The organism is Microbacterium sp. 22195 (assembly GCF_052056515.1).
Lineage (GTDB): Bacteria > Actinomycetota > Actinomycetes > Actinomycetales > Microbacteriaceae > Microbacterium.
Genome location: NZ_JBQEPE010000005.1, coordinates 19,787 through 38,120, shown reverse-complemented (window position 1 = coordinate 38,120; position 18,334 = coordinate 19,787). Strand labels below are relative to the sequence as shown.

17 protein-coding genes are annotated in these 18,334 nt (G+C 70.9%); 13 read left to right on the top strand and 4 right to left on the bottom strand.

Annotation, left to right across the window (positions count from 1 at the left end):
- Positions 1-33 precede the first annotated feature (33 nt).
- The 7 genes from ACTJJ4_RS14340 to ACTJJ4_RS14310 are packed head-to-tail and all read left to right on the top strand — an operon-like array spanning position 34 to position 4,513.
- Entirely contained in the window at positions 34-1,176 is a 1,143-nt protein-coding gene (locus ACTJJ4_RS14340; RefSeq protein ID WP_440943959.1) for a CpaF family protein, read from the top strand.
- Positions 1,173-2,030 (top strand): type II secretion system F family protein, encoded by an 858-nt coding sequence (locus tag ACTJJ4_RS14335; protein ID WP_440943958.1) that lies wholly within the window; start codon positions 1,173-1,175, stop codon positions 2,028-2,030. Before ACTJJ4_RS14340 ends, ACTJJ4_RS14335 begins: the two co-directional genes overlap by 4 nt.
- Complete coding sequence (locus ACTJJ4_RS14330) at positions 2,027-2,965, top strand: type II secretion system F family protein (protein ID WP_440943957.1); 939 nt, start codon at positions 2,027-2,029, stop codon at positions 2,963-2,965. Before ACTJJ4_RS14335 ends, ACTJJ4_RS14330 begins: the two co-directional genes overlap by 4 nt.
- A 49-nt stretch (positions 2,966-3,014) precedes the next feature.
- On the top strand, positions 3,015-3,200 hold the full coding sequence (locus ACTJJ4_RS14325; protein WP_292698626.1) for a hypothetical protein: 186 nt from the start codon (positions 3,015-3,017) through the stop codon (positions 3,198-3,200).
- 5 nt (positions 3,201-3,205) lie between these two features.
- On the top strand, positions 3,206-3,607 hold the full coding sequence (locus tag ACTJJ4_RS14320; RefSeq protein WP_440943956.1) for a TadE family protein: 402 nt from the start codon (positions 3,206-3,208) through the stop codon (positions 3,605-3,607).
- Entirely contained in the window at positions 3,576-4,088 is a 513-nt protein-coding gene (locus ACTJJ4_RS14315) for a TadE family protein (RefSeq protein WP_440943955.1), read from the top strand. The genes ACTJJ4_RS14320 and ACTJJ4_RS14315 overlap by 32 nt, the downstream gene beginning before the upstream one ends.
- Positions 4,085-4,513 carry a pilus assembly protein TadG-related protein gene (locus ACTJJ4_RS14310; RefSeq protein ID WP_440943954.1) on the top strand — a complete coding sequence of 143 codons (429 nt, stop codon included), beginning with the start codon at positions 4,085-4,087 and terminating at the stop codon, positions 4,511-4,513. Before ACTJJ4_RS14315 ends, ACTJJ4_RS14310 begins: the two co-directional genes overlap by 4 nt.
- Before the next feature lie 3 nt (positions 4,514-4,516).
- Here ACTJJ4_RS14310 and ACTJJ4_RS14305 read toward each other — a convergent pair whose 3' ends face one another.
- Complete coding sequence (locus tag ACTJJ4_RS14305) at positions 4,517-5,743, bottom strand: MFS transporter (RefSeq protein WP_440944165.1); 1,227 nt, start codon at positions 5,741-5,743, stop codon at positions 4,517-4,519.
- 102 nt (positions 5,744-5,845) lie between these two features.
- On the opposite strand from ACTJJ4_RS14305, the gene prfB reads away from it, so the two are divergent.
- Genes prfB through smpB form a run of 4 tightly spaced genes read left to right on the top strand, consistent with a single transcriptional unit; the run spans position 5,846 to position 9,451 of the window.
- Positions 5,846-6,955: a peptide chain release factor 2 gene (gene prfB / locus ACTJJ4_RS14300; protein ID WP_292698616.1), complete on the top strand. Its 1,110-nt coding sequence runs from the start codon at positions 5,846-5,848 to the stop codon at positions 6,953-6,955.
- Positions 6,956-7,012: 57 nt separating this feature from the next.
- Positions 7,013-8,020, top strand: a complete 1,008-nt coding sequence (gene ftsE / locus ACTJJ4_RS14295) for a cell division ATP-binding protein FtsE (RefSeq protein WP_440943953.1) — start codon at positions 7,013-7,015, stop codon at positions 8,018-8,020.
- Entirely contained in the window at positions 8,017-8,931 is a 915-nt protein-coding gene (gene ftsX, locus ACTJJ4_RS14290; protein WP_292698612.1) for a permease-like cell division protein FtsX, read from the top strand. Before ftsE ends, ftsX begins: the two co-directional genes overlap by 4 nt.
- A gap of 43 nt (positions 8,932-8,974) precedes the next feature.
- Positions 8,975-9,451, top strand: a complete 477-nt coding sequence (gene smpB, locus ACTJJ4_RS14285; RefSeq protein WP_285635932.1) for an SsrA-binding protein SmpB — start codon at positions 8,975-8,977, stop codon at positions 9,449-9,451.
- A 24-nt stretch (positions 9,452-9,475) separates the two neighbouring features.
- Here smpB and ACTJJ4_RS14280 read toward each other — a convergent pair whose 3' ends face one another.
- Both ACTJJ4_RS14280 and ACTJJ4_RS14275 read right to left on the bottom strand, forming a co-directional pair.
- Entirely contained in the window at positions 9,476-11,008 is a 1,533-nt protein-coding gene (locus tag ACTJJ4_RS14280) for a fatty acyl-CoA synthetase (protein ID WP_440943952.1), read from the bottom strand.
- Between the two features lie 68 nt (positions 11,009-11,076).
- Positions 11,077-12,960 carry a prolyl oligopeptidase family serine peptidase gene (locus tag ACTJJ4_RS14275; protein ID WP_440943951.1) on the bottom strand — a complete coding sequence of 628 codons (1,884 nt, stop codon included), beginning with the start codon at positions 12,958-12,960 and terminating at the stop codon, positions 11,077-11,079.
- A gap of 127 nt (positions 12,961-13,087) precedes the next feature.
- On the opposite strand from ACTJJ4_RS14275, the gene ACTJJ4_RS14270 reads away from it, so the two are divergent.
- Together ACTJJ4_RS14270 and metE are read left to right on the top strand one after the other, a co-directional pair.
- Complete coding sequence (locus tag ACTJJ4_RS14270) at positions 13,088-14,029, top strand: methylenetetrahydrofolate reductase (RefSeq protein WP_440943950.1); 942 nt, start codon at positions 13,088-13,090, stop codon at positions 14,027-14,029.
- 10 nt (positions 14,030-14,039) lie between these two features.
- Positions 14,040-16,352, top strand: coding sequence for a 5-methyltetrahydropteroyltriglutamate--homocysteine S-methyltransferase (metE, locus tag ACTJJ4_RS14265; RefSeq protein ID WP_440943949.1), 2,313 nt, complete (start codon positions 14,040-14,042; stop codon positions 16,350-16,352).
- 90 nt (positions 16,353-16,442) lie between these two features.
- On the opposite strand, the gene ACTJJ4_RS14260 is transcribed toward metE, so the two are convergent.
- A complete protein-coding gene (locus ACTJJ4_RS14260; RefSeq protein ID WP_440943948.1) occupies positions 16,443-18,278 on the bottom strand; it encodes a flavin-containing monooxygenase in 1,836 nt (611 codons plus the stop codon).
- Between the last annotated feature and the right edge of the window lie 56 nt (positions 18,279-18,334).

The window sequence follows — 18,334 nt, the reverse complement described above, 5'->3', positions numbered from 1 at the left end:
CGCGGGTTTCGCGGATTCTGTCATGATGCCCGCGTGAGTCATCCGTCCCTGGTCGTCGCCGAGCGAGTCCGGCGGCGCCTGCGCCTCGAGCACACCGACCCCTCGTCGCATCCGGACGAGGCCAGGCACATCGCGCAGACCGAGGTGCGGCGCCACAACGACCTGGCCCTGCAGCGCGGCGAGGCGATCATCGACGATGAGGCGGCGCTGATCCGGGACGTGCTGGCGTCCGTCTCCGGATTCGGAGCTCTGCAGCCCCTGCTGGACGATCCGGAGATCGAGGAGATCTGGCTGAACGGCCCCGACCGCATCTTCGTCGCGCGGGACGGCGCGACCGAGCGACTGGATCTGCGGCTGACGGACGCCATCGTCCGCGATCTCGTGGAGCGGATGCTGCAGTCCACCGGCCGTCGCGTGGACATCAGCCAGCCCTTCGTCGACGCCTCCCTGCCGGACGGCTCCCGTCTGCACGTGGCGATCGCGGACGTGGTGCGCGGCTCCTGGGCGGTGAACATCAGGAAGTTCCTGCCGCAGCACCGCACCCTGGAGTCGCTGGTCGCGCAGGGGTCGGTGCCGGCGCACATCGCCGAACTGCTCCGGGGAGCGCTGCTCGAGGGGCGGAGCATCATCGTCTCCGGCGCCACGCACGCGGGCAAGACGACCCTGCTGGGCGCCCTGCTGGCATCCGTCGCCGACAGCCAGCGGATCATCACGGTGGAGGAGACCTTCGAGCTGGCCGTCGAGGGGCCCGACGTGGTGGCGCTGCAGGGCCGGCAGGCGAGCCTGGAGGGCACCGGCGAGATCACGCTTCGGCGACTCGTCAAGGAGGCGCTGCGCATGCGCCCCGACCGGATCGTGGTGGGCGAGGTGCGCGATGCGGAGGCACTCGATCTCGTGCTGGCTTTGAACACCGGCGTGCCGTCGGCGGGAACCATCCACGCCAATTCCGCGGACGAGGCACTCGAGAAGCTCGCCCTCCTGCCGCTGCTCGCGGGGCGCAACATCGATCGGGCGTTCATCGCGCCGGCGCTGGCCACCTCGATCTCGTACGTGGTGCACTGCCGGCGGGAGCCCGACGGGTCGCGGCGCGTCGTCGAGGTCGTCTCGCCGACCGGCCAGGTCGCGGACGGTCGCATCCTGACCGTTCCGGTCCATGGCGCGGAAGGGCCCAGATGACGCTGCTGATCGGTGCGGTGCTCGGGGCCGGGCTGCTGCTGTGCGCGTCGCCGTGGCTGTGGCCGCCACGGGAGCGGGCGCCGCGGGCGGTGCAGCGCGGCCGGCTGCGACGGCTGCTGGAGGAGGCAGGATTCTCGCGCACCTCGACGCGCACACTCGTCGTGACGATGGTCGGGGTCGGGCTGGTCGCAGCGGCACTGGCATGGCTGTTCACCGGTCTGCCGGTGCTCGCGCTCCTGGCCGGGCTCGCGGCCGGCTCCGCTCCTGTCCTGTATCTGCGCGGCCGCCGTCTTCGTCTGCGCAAGGCGCGCAGACAGCTGTGGCCGGATGTCTGCGACCTGCTGGTGGCGGCGATCCGCGTCGGGCTGTCCCTGCCCGACGCCGTGGCGAGCCTCGCCGATTCCGCGCCCTCGGCCGTGCGTCCCGCGTTCGCGGTCTTCGCCCGCGATCTGCGCGCGACCGGGCGTTTCGAGACCAGCCTCGATCGGCTGAAGGTCACGCTCGCCGATCCCATCGCCGACCGCATCATCGAGACGCTGCGGATGGCCAGGCAGGTGGGTGGCACCGAGCTGACCGGAGTGCTGCGGGCTCTCTCCTCGTCGGTGCGGGCGGACGCCGCGCTGCGCGGCGAGGTGGAGGCCCGGCAGTCGTGGATCCGCGGAGCCGCAGTGCTCGGCGCGGTCGCGCCGTGGGTGATCCTCGGGCTGCTGGTGTCGCGCCCGGAGGGACGGGAGGCGTACGCCAGCACGGAAGGCGTGATCGTCATCGTCGTGGGCGCTGCGGTTTCGCTCGTCGCCTACCGGATCATGCTGCGCATCGGCCGCCTCGCCGAGCCTGCGAGGTGGTTCGGGTGAGTGCCGTGACCGACCTCGCGCTCGCCGTGCTGCTGGGCGGCGCCTTCGCGCTGGGCGTGCTCGGCGTGCTGTCGGCGCTGCCGCGCTGGGGCGCCCTGCCGCTCGACCGCCGCATCGCGCCCTACCTGCGTGACGTGGTTCCCGACGAGGTCATGCCCTCCGGCATCCTGCCGCGCGTCGGGATGCTGCCGGTGCACGGTCGCACGGTGTGGGAGCGCGTGAAGTCGGCGTTCGAACGGATGCTGGGCGGCGGCGACGCGCTGGCGCTCCGCCTCGCACAGGCCGGTTCCCCGCTCAGCCCCGCTGCCTTCCGCGGACGTCAGCTGGCGTGTGGCGTGGCCGGGCTCGTCGCCGGCTCCCTGCTGGTCGTGCTGATCGCCGTCGCCGGCCGCATGACGCCGCCCGCCGTTCTGCTGCCGCTGCTCTCCGCGGCCGGCGTCGCTGTCGCGTACGACATGCAGCTAACCGCACGGGCGAGATCGCGTCGGGCGCGGCTGGCCGACGAACTGCCCACCACCCTGGAGTTCCTCGCGCTGTGCCTCTCGGCGGGGGAGTCGCTGCTGGATGCACTGCGGCGAGTGTCCGGGATCGGCACCGGTGAGCTCACCGAGGAGCTGCGGCACGCCGTGCTGGCGGTGCACACCGGTTCGCCACTGGCCGACGCGCTGGGCGAGACCGCCACCCGGCTGCAGCTGCCCGGCCTGACGCGGGCGGTCGACCAGATCATCGCTGCGCTCGAGCATGGTGCGCCGCTGGCCGCCGTGCTGCACTCCCAGGCCGCGGACGCCAGAGACGAGGCCAAGCGCGTGCTCATCGAGCAGGCCGGCCACAAGGAGATCCTGATGCTCCTGCCGCTGGTCTTCCTGATCCTGCCGCTGAGCGTCCTCTTCGCGATCTACCCCGGCCTCTTCATCCTCCGGCTCGGCCTCGGCTGAGCCTCACGACCAACGACCGACACGAGACAGACACGAACGAGGAGCAGACATGACGACGCTCAGGAGATGGTTCACCGCAGGCAGGACGCTCGCCGAGGACGAGACCGGGGATGTTCCGGGCTGGGTGCTGGTGACCTTGATGACCGCCGCGCTGGTCGTGGTGATCTGGGCGGTCGCGGGGCCGGCGCTCGTCGACCTCTTCCAGCAGGCGATCGCCCGCGTCTCCGGCATCTGACGCCCATGCGACCCTCCGCAGCGCTCGCCGACGAGCGCGGCTCCAGCCCCGTCGAGTTCGTGCTCGTCGGTGCGCTGCTGACCGCGCTGGTCCTTTCGGTGCTGCAGGTCGCGTTCGCCGTCTACGTGCGCAACGTCGTGCACGACGCGGCCGTCGAGGGCGCGCACTACGCCGCGCTGGCGGACACCACCCTGGACGAGGGGGCGGAGCGCACGCGCACCGTGATCACCCGTGCCGTCGGCGGCGACTACGCCGGGGACGTGTCGGTCGGCCAGGACCGGAGCCTGGGCCACGAGAGCGTCGTGATCCGCGTGCGCACCTCACTGCCGGTGCTCGGCCTGATCGGCGTGCCCTATGGGATGGAGGTGGAAGCGCGTGCACCCGTGGAATCGTTCGGCGACGACTGAGCGGAGCCACACCGGCACCCGGAGCGGCTCCGCCGAGCAGGGGATCCTGTCGGATGAGACCGGCTCCGCAGCACTGGAGTTCATCACGGTGGGCGTGCTCCTGCTGGTGCCGCTGGTCTATCTCGTCCTCATGCTGGGCGCCATCCAGGAGCAGACCCTGGGCGCGGAGGCCGCGGCCCGCCACACCGCCCGCGTCATCGGGCAGGCACCGGACGCTGCCACCGCCGGCGCACGCGGAGAAGCCGTGCTGCAGAGCGTGATCCGCGAGTACGGCATGGACGAGGACACCGTCGAGGTCGGGATCGCCTGCCGGCCCGCGACGGCCACCTGTCCCGCCGCGGGCAGCACGGTGATCGTCACCGTCACCACGCGGGTGAGCCTCCCGTTCATGCCGCCCCTGTTCGGGCTGGACCGGATCGCCGCGATCCCCGTGCAGGCGGAGTCCGCGCAGAAGATCTCCCGGCTGTGGGGGAGCGGATGATCGCCCGGCTCCGCGCGCTCGCCGATGACGAGGACGGCAGCATCCTGCCGCTGATCCTCGGCTACATGCTGCTGGCCGTCGCCGTGGTCTTCGCGTGCGTCTGCGCCACCGACCTGTACATCGCGCAGAAACGGCTCGACTCGCTCGCCGACGCCGCTTCGCTCGCCGGCGCCGACGGCTTCACGCTCGAGGCGACCGAGGGGAGCGTGCGCGCCGAGCTCACGGACGAGAAGGTGCGCGAGCAGGCGGATGCCGTGGTCACCGCGGTCTCGCCGGAGACGCGGCTCGTGTCGGCCGGCACGCCCGACGGCGTCTCTGCACGGGTCACGGTCGCCACCGTGTGGCATCCGCCTCTGATCTCCCCGTTCGTGCCTGACGGCGTGCCTATCGAGGCCACCGCCACGACCCGCACCGCGCTGCGCTGAGTCTCAGTCCCGCTCAGGCCGCGGCAGGTACCTCGGCGTCCAGCGCAGGAAGCCGGCCGCGCCGACCAGCGCCACCACCCCCATCAGCCCGGTGGCCAGCGACAGCGTCGCCGCCGCGGTGATCGCCGAGACCAGCACCGGCGCCAGGGCGCCGCCGGCATCCGTCAGCGTCCGCCACGACCCCAGGAATGTCGCAGGATCGCGCTCGGGGGCCAGGTCCGCGCCGAAGGTGAGCAGGATGCCGCTGGAGAGCCCGTTCCCGACACCCAGCACCGCGGCCAGCAGGCCGTACCAGAGCAGTGCCGAGTCCAGGTCGTGCGTGAACGACAGGGCCGTGAAGCCCAGGCCCATCAGCAGCAGCGCCGGCATCGCCGCCCAGATCCGCCCGAACCGGTCCATCACCTGGCCGCTCGCGTAGAACAGGGCGAAGTCGATCGCGCCGGACACGCCGACGACCAGGGCGATGGTCGTCGCGTCGAGGCCGAGCGAGACACCCCACAGCGGCAGGACCACCTGCCGCGCCGAGCGCACCGCCGACAGGCAGGCCGCCGAGATCCCGAGCCGCGACAGCACGCCGCGGTAGAACCACATCGTGCGGAACACGCCGCGCTGGTCGCGCACCGGGATCGAGCCCGTGACGACCTCGCCGGTGTCCTCCGCGATCGCGGCGCCCGTGGGCTTCAGCAGCGCGGGCATCGTGCGCTCCGGATCGGGGCCGAACAGCACCAGCACCACCAGCACGGCCACGCAGCCCAGCAGGAACCACACCGTGGAGTGCTCGGTGCGCGTGAGCTGGATCAGACCCGCCGCCACGAACGGACCCACGAACACGCCGAACCGGAAGCATCCGCCCAGCAGCGACAGCATCCGGGCGCGGAACCGGATCGGCACCCGCGTGGTCATGAACGCATGACGCGCCAGTCCGAACGACGCCGCGCAGAAGCCGAGCAGGAACACCGCGGCGGTCAGCCAGCCCAGTGAGGGCGCCCAGAGCATCCCGATTCCGGCGAGGATCGCGGCGACGCCCGCGTAGACCATGGTGAGCCGCTCGCCGATCTTCGTCACCAGCCAGCCTGCCGGAAGGTTGCCGCACAGCTGCCCGACCACGAGCATCGCGGCGACGAGCGCTGCCAGCGGGACATCGGCTCCGAGCTCGGTGGCGAACACCGGGATCAGCGGGATCACGGCCCCCTCGCCGAGCGCGAACAGCACCGTGGGGATGTAGACCATGGGTCCGAACCGCCTGATGATGCTGCCTGCGCTGTCACTCACCCCTTCACGCTAGCCCGCGCGGCGCGGAATCATGCGCGCGGCGCGATAGGCTGGGGTGCCATGTTCGAACTCGATCTCTCCGCCGACATCCAGGCCCTGCGACACACCTTCGGCGACATCCGCGAGGTCGTCGACGTCGATTCCCTCAACGCCGACATCGCGCGGCTCAGTGAAGAGGCCGGCGCGCCCGACCTCTGGGACGACCCCGAGAAGGCGCAGAAGGTCACCAGCGCCCTCAGCCACAAGCAGGCCGACCTCAAGCGCGTCACCGAGGTCGAGCGCCGCCTCGACGATCTCGACGTGCTGGTCGAGCTCGCCAACGAGATGCAGGACGAGGACTCCGCCGAGGAGGCTCGCAAGGAGCTCGCCGCGCTGACCGAGACGATCAACCAGCTCGAGGTGCAGACCCTGCTGGACGGCGAGTACGACGACCGCAACGCGATCATCACGATCCGCTCGGGCGCCGGCGGCGACGACGCCACCGACTTCGCCGAGATGCTCATGCGCATGTACCTGCGCTGGGCCGAGCAGCACGGATACCCCGTCAAGGTGATGGACACCTCCTACGCCGAGGGCGCCGGCATCAAGTCGACGACCTTCGAGGTCACCGCCCCCTACGCCTTCGGCACCCTGTCGGTCGAGGCCGGCACGCACCGCCTGGCCCGCATCAGCCCGTTCGGCTCCGCCGACAAGCGCCAGACCTCGTTCGCCGCGGTCGAGGTCATCCCGCTGATGGAGGAGGCCACCGAGGTCGACATCCCCGAGGGCGACATCCGCGTCGACGTCTTCCGCTCCTCCGGCCCCGGCGGCCAGTCGGTCAACACCACCGACTCCGCCGTGCGCATCACGCACCTCCCCACCGGCATCGTCGTCTCGATGCAGAACGAGAAGTCGCAGATCCAGAACCGCGCCGCGGCCATGCGCGTGCTGCAGACCCGCCTGCTGCTGCTGCAGAAGGAGGAGGAAGCGGCGAAGAAGAAGGAGCTCGCGGGCAACATCACCGCCAGCTGGGGCGACCAGATGCGCTCCTACTTCCTCTACGGCCAGCAGCTGGTCAAGGACCTGCGCACCGGCCACGAGTCGGGCAACCCGGCCAGCGTGTTCGACGGAGACCTCGACGACTTCATCTCGGCGGGCATCCGCTGGCGCAAGCGCAAGGAAGAGGACTGAGCGCAGGCGAGTGTCGCTGAACCGACCACGGCGGGCCGCGCTTAGGCTCGAAAGGCCATGATCCGGTTCGAGAACGTCACCAAGCGCTATCGCGGCACCAAACGCCCCGCCCTCTCCGATGTCGACTTCAATGTCGAGGCCGGCGAGTTCGTGTTCCTCGTCGGCGCCTCCGGCTCCGGCAAGTCGAGCTGCCTGCGACTCATCCTCCGCGAGGACGTGCCCACCACGGGCCGCGTCGCCGTGCTCGGGCGCGATCTGCGCTCGCTCGCCAATCGCAAGGTCCCCTACTTCCGTCGCCACATCGGCTCGGTGTTCCAGGACTTCCGGCTGCTGCCGTCGAAGACCGTCTACCAGAACGTCGCGTTCTCGCTGCAGGTGATCGGCACCTCGCGCGGCTTCATCCAGCAGGCCGTGCCCGAGGCGCTCGCGCTGGTCGGGCTGGACGGCAAGGCCAAGCGGATGCCGCACGAGCTCTCCGGCGGTGAGCAGCAGCGCGTGGCGATCGCGCGCGCGATCGTGAACCGTCCCAAGGTGCTGCTCGCCGACGAGCCGACCGGAAACCTGGACCCCGCGACCTCCGTCGACATCATGCAGCTGCTGGCGCGCATCAACGCCGGCGGCACCACCGTGCTGATGGCCACCCACGAGGCCGCGTTCGTCGACCAGATGCAGCGTCGCGTGATCGAGCTCAAGGAGGGCGTCATGGTGCGCGACGAGCTCGGCGGCGGCTACGGCGACACCTCGAGCATCCCTCGCCTGCGGCCCGAATCGATCCCCGGCGCTGCCGCGGCGGCCGCGCTCACCGCCGTGCAGGAGGTGCAGCGGCAGACCGTCGCGACGCCCGTCATCACCCCGGATGCCGCTGCTACGCGCGCGCCCGAGACGCCCGCCGCCGAGCGTGAGGACGTCGTGCCGCCCGCTCCGCCGGAGGAGAACCCCTATGCCGCGGCGACCCCGCGCACGAATCCGATCGTCATCCCCGACGTGAAGGTCGACGAACTGGGGGTCGCCGATCGCCTCGGCCTCTCGGACGGCGGCGACGAGGAAGTGGGTCCGACCTCATGAACTTCGGACTCATCGTCGGCGAGGCCCTGCTAGGCCTGCGTCGCAACCTCTCCATGGTCATCTCGGTGGTGCTCGTCACCTTCGTGTCGCTCACCTTCGTCGGCGCCGCCATCCTCATGCAGACGCAGATCAGCACGATGCGCGCCTACTGGGGCGAGAAGGCCGAGGTGACGGTCTACATGTGCTCGCCCCTGTCGACCTCGTCGACGTGCGTCGGCGGCGAGGCCACCCAGGAGCAGATCGACAAGGTCAAGCAAGCCCTGGAGGGCGACGCGCTCGCCCCGCTGATCAGCTCGGTGCGCTTCCAGTCCAAGGAGGACGCGTACGACGACATCGTGGCGCAGCTCGGCGAGGAGCAGGCCAGCGTCATCGGCGTGCAGAACACCTCGGTGGACTTCCGCGTCACGATGAAGGATCCTCAGCAGTCCGAGGTGATCACGGAGGCGTTCTCGGGCGAGGCCGGCGTCGATGCGGTCAAGGACCAGCGCAAGCTGCTGGACCCGCTGTTCTCGGCCCTCACGGTCGCGACGTACATCGCCGTGGGCGTTGCCGTGCTCATGCTCATCGCGGCCGTGCTGCTCATCGCCACCACCATCCGGTTGTCGGCCTATGCCAGGCGCAAGGAGATCGGGATCATGCGTCTGGTCGGCGCGTCCAACGGATCCATCCAGACGCCGTTCGTGCTGGAGGGTGTCTTCGCCGCGTTCCTCGGCTCGGTCTTCGCCAGCGCGGCCGTGCTCGCAGGCGTCCACTTCGGCGTGGAGGGCTATCTCGCGGACCGCGTGCCCTTCATGCGTCCCCTGGTCGGCATGGAGCAGGCCGCGTTCGTCGTCCCGGTGCTGATCGGGATCGGCATCCTGCTGTCGGCCCTGTCTGCCGGCTTCGCGATCCGTCGCTGGCTGCGCACCTGACCCGGTATATGCTGGTGGGCTGTCCCATCGTCAGGAGAAGAACATGCCCAGGGAACGCGGTGAGAAGGTCGTCGCGACCAACCGTCGCGCACGTCACGACTACAACCTCGAGAAGTCGTACGAAGCGGGCCTCGTGCTCACCGGCACCGAGGTCAAGTCGCTGCGTCAGGGGCGCGCGAACCTCAGCGACGGCTACGCGTACATCAAGGGCGGCGAGGCGTTCCTCGACGCCGTGCACATCCCGGAGTACTCCCAGGGGCACTGGACCAACCACTCGGCCAAGCGCATCCGCAAGCTGCTGCTGCACCGCGACGAGATCCACAAGCTCGAGCACGCCGTCTCGGCCGGCGGCTACACGCTGATCCCGCTCCGGCTGTACTTCTCGGACGGCCGGGCCAAGGTCGAGATCGCTCTCGCGAAGGGCAAGCGCGAGTACGACAAGCGCCAGACCCTGCGCGAGCGCCAGGACACCCGCGAGGCCGAGCGCGCCATGCGCACCCGAAACCGCATGGGGGAATGACCTCGGAGATCGCCGATCCCCGGGCTACGCGTCGCGCAGCTCCCGCTTGAGGATCTTCCCGCTCTGGTTGCGGGGGAGCGCGTCGATGAACCGCACGGCCTTCGGAACCTTGAACGAGGCGAGCCGATCCTTCACATGCGCGATGAGCTCATCCTCCGCGACCGCGGCATCCGGCTTGAGCACCACGCATGCGACGATCGCCTCGATCCACCGCTCGTCGGGGACGCCGATCACCGCGACCTCGGCCACCGCGGGGTGCGTGTAGATCGCATCCTCCACCTCGCGGGACGCGACCATGATCCCGCCGGTGTTAATCGCGTCCTTGATGCGGTCGACCACCGTCAGGTACCCGGCCTCGTCACGGACCACGAGGTCACCGGAGTGGAACCAGCCGTCGCGGAACGCCTCCGCGGTCTCCTCGGGCTTGTCCCAGTAGCCCAGCGCCAGCTGCGGTGAGCGGTACAGCACCTCGCCGGGAACGCCGTCCGGCACGTCCTGCCCGTTCTCGTCGACGACACGGGTCTCGACGAACAGGATGGCGCGGCCCGCCGATGCGGGCCGCTCCTCGTGCTCCTCCGGGCGGAGCACGGTCGCCAGCGGGCCGATCTCGGACTGTCCGAAGCAGTTGTAGAAGCCCAGTGCCGGATACCGCTCGCGCAGGCGGTTCAACACGGTGACCGGCATGATCGACGCACCGTACTGCGCCTTGGCGAGCGAGGAGAGATCCGCGGCGTCCAGGTCGGGGTGGTTCGCGAGCGGAACCCACACGGTCGGAGCCAGGAACAGCGACCCGATCCTCTCCTCGGAGACGGTGCGGAGGATCCGGGGGATGTCAGGCGCGGGGAGCAGCCGCACGGTCGCGCCGATGGCGAGATAGGGGAGCATGAACACGTGCATGGCCGCCGAGTGGTACAGCGGCATGCAGATCAGCGGCGCGTCGTCGGGTGCGAGGTCCAGCGCGACGATCACCGCCGAGTACTCGGCGACGAGAGCCGAGTGCGTCAGCATCGCTCCCTTCGGCTGCGATGTGGTGCCGGATGTGTAGAGCAGCTGCACCAGGCTCTCGCCGTCCACGTCCGCGGGGAGCTCCACGGCATCCCCGGCGCTCGCACGCGCGAGGAAGGAGTCCTCCTCGTCGCGCAGAGCGACGACGATCTCGACATCGGTGTCGGTGCGGACGGCGTCGAAGTGCTCGCGCAGCTGCGGGTCGACCAGCGCCGCTCTCGCTCCGGACTGGGCGATCAGATAGGCGAGCTCGGCCCCGTGCAGCGCGTAGTTGACCGGGACGTGCACTAGCCCCGCGCGCGCGATGGCGAGGAACGCGATGACATAGGCATCCGAGTTCGTGCCGTAGGTGACCACGCGCTCGCCGGCGGCGAGGCCGCGGTCGCGCAGGCCCGCCGCGGCCCGTGTGACCGCGTCGTCGAGATCGCGATAGGTCCACTCCCGTCCTTCGAAGCGGAGGGCGATCGCGCCGGGAGTGCGGGAGGCGGTGCGTCGCAGGACGCCGTCGACCGTGTTGGTTCGCCAGGGCTGCGGGGTGGACATCGTCGTCATGACCATCACGCTAGCCGCTTCGACGGGCTCCAGTGGAGGGTCCCAGGGCCGAGGTGCGGATGCTGCGCTCAGGCCGGCGAGAATCCGAACGTCTCGCCGAGGAACCGCAGCTCCGCCTCCAGCGCCGTGACGATGGTCTCCGCCCGGCGGAAGCCGTGCCCCTCGCCCTCGAACAGCAGGTACTCGTGCGGGATGCCGCGCGCCGCCAGGGCGTCGCGGATCGCCTCGGACTGCGAGGGCGGCACGACCTTGTCATCCGCACCCTGCAGCAGCAGAACGGGGACGTCGATGCGCTCCGCATGGCTGAGCGGCGACCTCTCGATGTACACGTCCTCGGCCTCGGGGAGCGGGCCGACCAGGCCGTTCAGGTAGAACTTCTCGAAGTCGTGGGTGTCGGATGCCAGCATCCGCAGGTCCGCGACGCCGTACCGGCTGACGCCCGCGCCGAACGCGCCTCCGCGGACCAGCGCGCAGAGCACCGTCCAGCCGCCGGCGGAGCCGCCCTTGATCGCGATGCGGGCGGGGTCGGCGAGTCCGGCATCGGCGAGCCCGCGCGCCGCGGCGATCACGTCGTTCACGTCGACCACGCCCCACTGCCCGTCCAGCCGCTCGCGGTAGGCGCGGCCGTAGCCGGTGGAGCCGCCGTAGTTCACGTCGAGCACGCCGATGCCGCGGCTGGTCCAGTAGGCGTAGGCCGCGGATGCCGCACCCGAGACGTGCGCGGTGGGCCCGCCGTGCACCATGACGATGTACGGGGGCCGCTCGTCCGCCGGGGCGGCCGCATCCGGGTTCGTCGGGCGGTAGTCGAAGGCGTGCACGGGGCCGTGCGCGCCTTCGAACGTGACCGGGCGGGCCACGGGGAACCACCTGGAGTCGACCGGGTCGCCCCCGCGGATCGCCGTCGTCTCGCCGGACTCCAGGTCCACGCGCCACAGCCCGCGGTCCACGCCGGCGCCCGCGCCCGAGATCAGCACCCGGGAACCAGACACGTCGTCGATGCTCGCCTCGCCGGTCACGGGGATGTCGATCGGGCGGACCTCGCCCGAGTCCGGGTCGATCAGGACGATCTCGTCGGCGCCGTTCGTGCGCACCGCGACGATCCGCCCGTCCTCCAGGACGCCGTACCAGCGGTTGCCGAGCACCCACAGTCCGCCACCTGTGTCGGCGTCGGCCAGGGCGTACGTCTCCGTCGTGGCGGGCGGCGTCGGCGCAGGCGGCGGCGTGTCCGCCCCGAGCCGCGCGAGGTGCAGGTTCCACCGTCCGGTGGCGTCGTCGGCGTACAGCAGCTCGTCGTCGGTGAGCCACTCGGGCTGCAGAGCGGCGCGGGCGGGAATCGTCGTGTCGGATCCCGATCCGAGGTGCACGACCGAGACGACGGCCTGCTCCCACGGCATCCGGTGCTCCGTCCACTGCACGTAGGCCAGGCGTGTGCCGTCCGGCGACAGGGACGGGTGGGCGTAGAACCCCGAGCCGTACGTGGACACCCAGGCGGGGGAGTCGTCGTCGGCGGCCGATCCGTCAGTCGGGATCTCCGCGATGCCGCGCCAGTGCTGCTCGCCGCGCAGATCCTCGCGCACGGCGAACAGCCGTCCCTGCTGCAGCGACAGTCCGCCGTGCTGCGGGCCGGGCGCTGTCAGCGGCTCGGGGACGCCGCCGTGCGGCATCCGGTACACGCGCTGGTCGCCCGCGTTCACGAAGTACAGCGTGCCGTCGGCATCCGCGGTCCACGCCCCGCCGCCGTACTCGTGCACGCGGGAGCGCGCGTTCCACGGCTCGGGAAGGACCTCGGCGCCCGAGGAGCTGCGGACGGTGACCCGTCCGCCCTGCGAGGGCACCGACTCGCCCCACCAGATCTCCTCGCCCACGAAGCGTGCTCCGTCGATCCGCGGCGCGGACGAGGAGACGTCGGCGGCGGAGAACGGCGAGGGCCAGGAACCGTAGGGCAGAGTCATGGCTCGAGCCTATCCAGATGACGTCATGTGTCCGGCGCTGACACATGGCGTCACACAGTGTGCACCAGGCCGCGTCGCCGTTCTACCGTGCTGGAACAGCCCCGTCCGGAACAGTGAGGAGACAGCCATGAATCGCGTGCCGTTCTCCTTCGAGCTGTACCCGCCGCGGTCCACCGCCAGTGCGCAGGCGCTGCACGACACGATCGACCGGCTGGCCGAGGCCGGCCCCGACTTCCTGTCGGTCACCTACGGCGCCGGGGGATCGACCGGCGGGCGGTCTCTGGAGGTGCTGCGCTACATCCGCACCCGCACCGACGTCGAGCCGCTCGCGCACCTCACCTGCGTCGGCAACACCTACGCGGGGGCGGCCCGGCTCATCCGCGAGTTCCTGGATGCCGGCATCCTCAGCTTCCTCGCGCTGCGCGGCGACCCGCCTGCGGGCCTGGGCGAGGGCGAGTCGTTCCTCGGCGACCTGGAGAGCTCCGCGCAGCTGGTGCAGCTGATCGACCGGGTGCAGGCCGAGCGGGCGCCCTACGAGGAGTCGCCCGTGCCCGGGAACCCGGGTGCCGTGCGCGTCGCTCCGCGCCGCAGGGTGAACATCGCCGTGGCGGCTTTCCCCAACGGGCATCCGCGCTCCGCCTACAGCAGCCAGCACGTCGACGCGCTGCTCGCGAAGCAGGCGGCGGGCGCCACGCTCGCCATCACGCAGCTGTTCTTCCACCCCGACCACTACCTCGCGTTCGTCGAGCGCGCGCGGCGTGCGGGCGTGACGATCCCCATCCTGCCCGGCATCATGCCGATCACCTCGCCGAGCCGTCTCGCCCGCGTGCTCGAGCTCACCGGGGAGGAGCTGCCCGGTGAGCTGTCGATCGCGCTCGAGGTCGAGCCCACCGCGGAGGGACGCCGCCAGATCGGCATCGACTGGGCATCCGATCTCGCCCGGGAGGTCGTCGCGGGCGGCGCGCCGGGTGTGCATCTCTACGCCTTCAACCAGCACGAGACCGTGCTGGACGTCCTCGCCCAGGCCGGCATCCTGGCCGACCGATGTCTTTCGCCAGCCACGAAGTAAAGGAAACACCATGACCGCTTTCCCCGCCGGGACGATCCTCGGCTACCCCCGGATCGGACGCCGCCGCGAGCTGAAGAAGGCCGTCGAGGCGTTCTGGGCCGGGCGCATCGACGAGAAGCAGCTCGAGACCGCCGCCGCAGAGCTGCGCGCCGCGAACCGCGAGCGCCTCGCCGAGCTCGGACTCGGCCGCGATGACTCGTCGATCCCGGAGTCCTCGTCCTTCTACGACCAGGTGCTCGACGCCGCCGTCACCGTCGGCGCCATCCCGGCCCGCTTCGAGGACCTGCGCGACGAGGACGGCAGCATCGGCCTGCCCGCCTACTTCACCGTCGCCCGTGGCGAGGGCGACCGCGCCCCCGCCGAGATGACCAAGTGGTTCGACTCGAACTACCACTACCTGGTGCCGGAGATCGGCCCGGAGACCGTGTTCTCGTTCTCCAGCGACCGGCTGGTCCGCGAGGTCGTCGAGGCGGCCGAGGCCGGCTTCCGCACCCGCCCGGTCATCGTCGGCCCGGTCACGCTGCTCGCGCTGGCCAAGGCGTCGGATGCCGCTCCCGAGGGCTTCGACCCGCTCTCGCGCCTGGACGACGTCGTCGCCGTGTACGCCGAGCTGCTCGCCAAGCTGAAGGCCGCCGGCGCCGAGTGGGTGCAGCTCGACGAGCCGGCCCTGGTCAGCGAGTCGCTGCCGGCCACGACCGCCCAGCTGGCGGATGCCGCGCAGCGCGCGCTCGCGGCTCTCGGCGGCTCGACCGAGCGTCCGTCGATCGTCGTGGCGGCTCCCTACGCATCGCTCGACGAGACGCTCGCCGTGCTCGCCGCGGCGCCCGTCGAGGCGATCGCCATCGACCTCGTGCGCGGTGCCGTTCCGGCATCCCTGCCCGACCTCGCGGGCAAGACGATCGTGGGCGGGGTGATCGACGGCCACAACATCTGGCGCGGGGACCTGGCCGGCGCCTTCGCCAAGCTCGAGGCGCTGCGCGAGCTCGGCGCGGCATCCGTCTCGGCATCCACCTCCACCTCGCTGCTGCACGTGCCGCACGACGTGCAGGACGAGTCCAAGCTCGACGCGCGCCTGGTGTCGTGGCTCGCCTTCGCCGACCAGAAGGTCGGACAGGTCGTCACCCTCGCCCGCGGCCTCGCCGAGGGCCGCGAGGCGATCGCGGAGGAGCTGGACGCGGCATCCGCCGCCCTCGCCGACCGGCGCGACGCCCCCGGCGTGCGTGACGGCGCCGTGCGCGCCCGCGCCCTCTCGGAGGCCGACTTCTCCCGCGACTCCTACGCGGACCGCGAGGCCGCCCAGCTGGCGCTGGACCTGCCCGCGCTGCCGCTGACCACCATCGGCTCGTTCCCGCAGACCGCCGACATCCGCCGCGCCCGCGCGCAGTTCGGCCGCGGCGAGGTGCCCCAGGACGACTACGAGGCGTTCCTCAAGGCGGAGATCGACCGCGTGGTCGCGCTGCAGGAGGACCTGGGGCTGGACGTGCTCGTGCACGGCGAGGCCGAGCGCAACGACATGGTGCAGTACTTCGCCGAGAACCTGGACGGCTTCGCGGTGACCGAGAACGGCTGGGTGCAGTCCTACGGCTCACGCGCCACGCGCCCGTCGATCCTGTGGGGCGACGTGTCGCGTCCGGCGCCGATCACCGTCTCCTGGGCGTCGTACGCCCAGTCGCTGAGCGCCAAGCACGTCAAGGGCATGCTCACCGGTCCCGTCACGATCCTGGCCTGGTCGTTCGTGCGCGACGACCAGCCGCTCGGGGAGACCGCCAACCAGGTCGCTCTCGCCCTGCGTGACGAGATCACTGACCTCGAGGCCGCGGGCATCGCGATCATCCAGGTCGACGAGCCGGCCCTCCGGGAGCTGCTGCCGCTGAAGAAGGCCGACCAGCCCGCCTACCTGGACTGGTCCGTGAACTCCTTCCGCCTGGCCACCGGTGGCGCTGCGGCGGCCACTCAGGTGCACACGCACCTCTGCTACTCGGAGTTCGGCGTCGTGATCGACGCGATCCGCGCGCTGGACGCCGACGTCACCTCGATCGAGGCCGCTCGCAGCCGCATGGAGGTCGTCGCCGACATCGCCGAGTACGGCTTCGACCACGGCGTGGGCCCGGGCGTCTACGACATCCACTCGCCGCGCGTGCCGAGCGTCGACGAGATCGAGTCGCTGCTGCGCCGCGCGGTCGACGAGCTGCCGCTGCGTCAGCTCTGGGTCAACCCGGACTGCGGTCTGAAGACCCGCGGCTACGACGAGACCGTCGCCTCGCTGCGCAACATCGTCGAGGCGACGCGTCGCGTCCGCGAGGACGTCGTCGTCCCGGCCTGAGCCGGATCCCCGCAGGGGCCGTGCAAGCCCCGCGGGATCACTGGTACGGATGGGCCCCGCTCCTCGGAGGAGCGGGGCCCATCCGGGTCTTCAGCGCAGGTGGTGCACCTGCTGCAGGCCGTACACCGGGGTGTCGATGCCGGCGTGCCTGGCCTTCAGCTGCAGCGCCAGGTACAGCGAGTAGTGCCGCGACTGGTGCAGATTGCCGCCGTGGAACCAGAGGTTCGGCTGCTGCGTCGGCTTCCACATGTTGCGCTGCTCGCCCTCCCAGGGGCCGGGATCCTTGGTCGTGTCCGAGCCGAGCCCCCAGCACTTTCCCACGGTGTCGGCGACATCCTGACTGATGAGATCGGCCACCCAGCCGTTCATCGAGCCGTAGCCGGTGGCGTAGACGACCAGGTCCGCCGGGAGCACGGTGCCGTCCTTCAGCACCACGGCATCCTCGGTGAGGTGGTCGACGTCGCCGTGCGCAAGCTTGACCTCACCGTCGGCCACCAGCTCGGCGGAGCCCACGTCGATGTAGTAGCCGGAGCCGCGCCGCAGGTACTTCAGGAACAGGCCTGAGCCGTCGTCTCCCCAGTCGAGGTCGAATCCGGCCGCCGTCATCCGGTCGTAGAAGTCCTTGTCGCGCTCGCGCATCTTGTCGTACAGCGGGATCTGGAACTCGTGCATGATCCGGTAGGGCAGCGACGCGAAGATGAGGTCGGCCTTCTCGGTGGTGACGCCGGCGGCGAGAGCGCGCTCGGAGTACAGATCGCCGAGGCCGATGTCCATCAGGGTGTCGCTCTTGACGATGTGCGTCGAGGAGCGCTGCACCATCGTCACGTCCGCACCGTGCTCCCACAGCGCCCCGCAGATGTCGAAGGCCGAGTTGTTGCTCCCGATCACGACGACCTTCCTGCCGCTGTAGGCGTCGGGGCCGGGATGCTGGGACGAGTGCTGCTGCTCGCCGCGGAACACGTCCTGGCCGGGGAAGACAGGCACGTTCGGCTTGCCCGACATGCCCGTCGCGAAGACCAGCTGGGTCGGATGCAGGGTCAGCGGGGCCCCGTCGCGCTCGATCTCGACGGTCCAGGTGCCGGATGCCTCGTCGAAGGCCGCTGAGGTCGCGGTCGTGTTCGACCAGTACGGCACCTCCATGACCTTCACGTAGGACTCCAGCCAGTCGCCGACCTTGTCCTTCGGGGCGAAGACGGGCCAGTTCTCGGGGAACTTGATGTACGGCAGGTGGTCGTACCAGACCGGGTCGTGCAGGCAGAGCGACTTGTAGCGCCCGCGCCACTGATCTCCAGGACGCGGGTGCCGGTCGATCACGAGCGCAGGGACGCCGAGCTGGCGCAGCCTGGCGCCGAGCGCGATGCCGCCCTGTCCGCCGCCGATCACGAGCGCGTAGGGCTGGGTCTCGGTGCCCAGCGACGCCTCCTCGGCCTGGCGGCGCTCCAGCCACGACACGCGGTCGCGTCGCGCCCCGTGCTCGGCGCCCTTCGGGCGGCGCTCGCGCAGGGGCTCCTCGTGGCCCTTGAGCTCGTACATGGTGGTCAGCAGCGTCCACGCCTTCGGGCCGTCCTCGTAGACGATCCGGACGAGACCCCGGCCACGGCCCACCGCGGTCTCGAACTCGAACCAGGCGGACGTCACTCCGTCGGCGGTCTCGGGCTCCTCGGTGAATCGGAAGCCGTGCGGGGCGGTGCCCTCGAGCGTGGCGGTGAGGAGGTCGGCGACGCCCGCGGGGTTCTCGACCGTGGTGATGTTCCAGGAGAAGGCGATCAGATCGCGCCAGAAGCTGGTCGCCGCAAAGAGCCCGGCGGCGCGCGCGACATCGCGGGCGAGCAGGGCATCCTCGAAGGCCGCCAGCCAGGTGCGGGCCGGATCGTCGGATGCGGTCATGGTCGGCATCGTCGCCGACCGCTCATCGAGTTGGGTCATGCGTACAGTGCACTCGGCTGCGCTCGCGCCGTGAAGCGTTGCACGGTGTTGCAACG

Coding starts and splice junctions, on each gene's coding strand:
- ACTJJ4_RS14335 (WP_440943958.1), top strand. CDS start 1,173: ATGACGCTGCTGATCGGTGCGGTGCTCGGGGCCGGGCTGCTGCTGTGC.
- ACTJJ4_RS14325 (WP_292698626.1), top strand. CDS start 3,015: ATGACGACGCTCAGGAGATGGTTCACCGCAGGCAGGACGCTCGCCGAG.
- ACTJJ4_RS14320 (WP_440943956.1), top strand. CDS start 3,206: ATGCGACCCTCCGCAGCGCTCGCCGACGAGCGCGGCTCCAGCCCCGTC.
- ACTJJ4_RS14310 (WP_440943954.1), top strand. CDS start 4,085: ATGATCGCCCGGCTCCGCGCGCTCGCCGATGACGAGGACGGCAGCATC.
- ACTJJ4_RS14305 (WP_440944165.1), bottom strand. CDS start 5,743: ATGGTCTACATCCCCACGGTGCTGTTCGCGCTCGGCGAGGGGGCCGTG.
- prfB (WP_292698616.1), top strand. CDS start 5,846: ATGTTCGAACTCGATCTCTCCGCCGACATCCAGGCCCTGCGACACACC.
- ftsE (WP_440943953.1), top strand. CDS start 7,013: ATGATCCGGTTCGAGAACGTCACCAAGCGCTATCGCGGCACCAAACGC.
- ftsX (WP_292698612.1), top strand. CDS start 8,017: ATGAACTTCGGACTCATCGTCGGCGAGGCCCTGCTAGGCCTGCGTCGC.
- smpB (WP_285635932.1), top strand. CDS start 8,975: ATGCCCAGGGAACGCGGTGAGAAGGTCGTCGCGACCAACCGTCGCGCA.
- ACTJJ4_RS14280 (WP_440943952.1), bottom strand. CDS start 11,008: ATGACGACGATGTCCACCCCGCAGCCCTGGCGAACCAACACGGTCGAC.
- ACTJJ4_RS14275 (WP_440943951.1), bottom strand. CDS start 12,960: ATGACTCTGCCCTACGGTTCCTGGCCCTCGCCGTTCTCCGCCGCCGAC.
- ACTJJ4_RS14270 (WP_440943950.1), top strand. CDS start 13,088: ATGAATCGCGTGCCGTTCTCCTTCGAGCTGTACCCGCCGCGGTCCACC.
- metE (WP_440943949.1), top strand. CDS start 14,040: ATGACCGCTTTCCCCGCCGGGACGATCCTCGGCTACCCCCGGATCGGA.
- ACTJJ4_RS14260 (WP_440943948.1), bottom strand. CDS start 18,278: ATGACCCAACTCGATGAGCGGTCGGCGACGATGCCGACCATGACCGCA.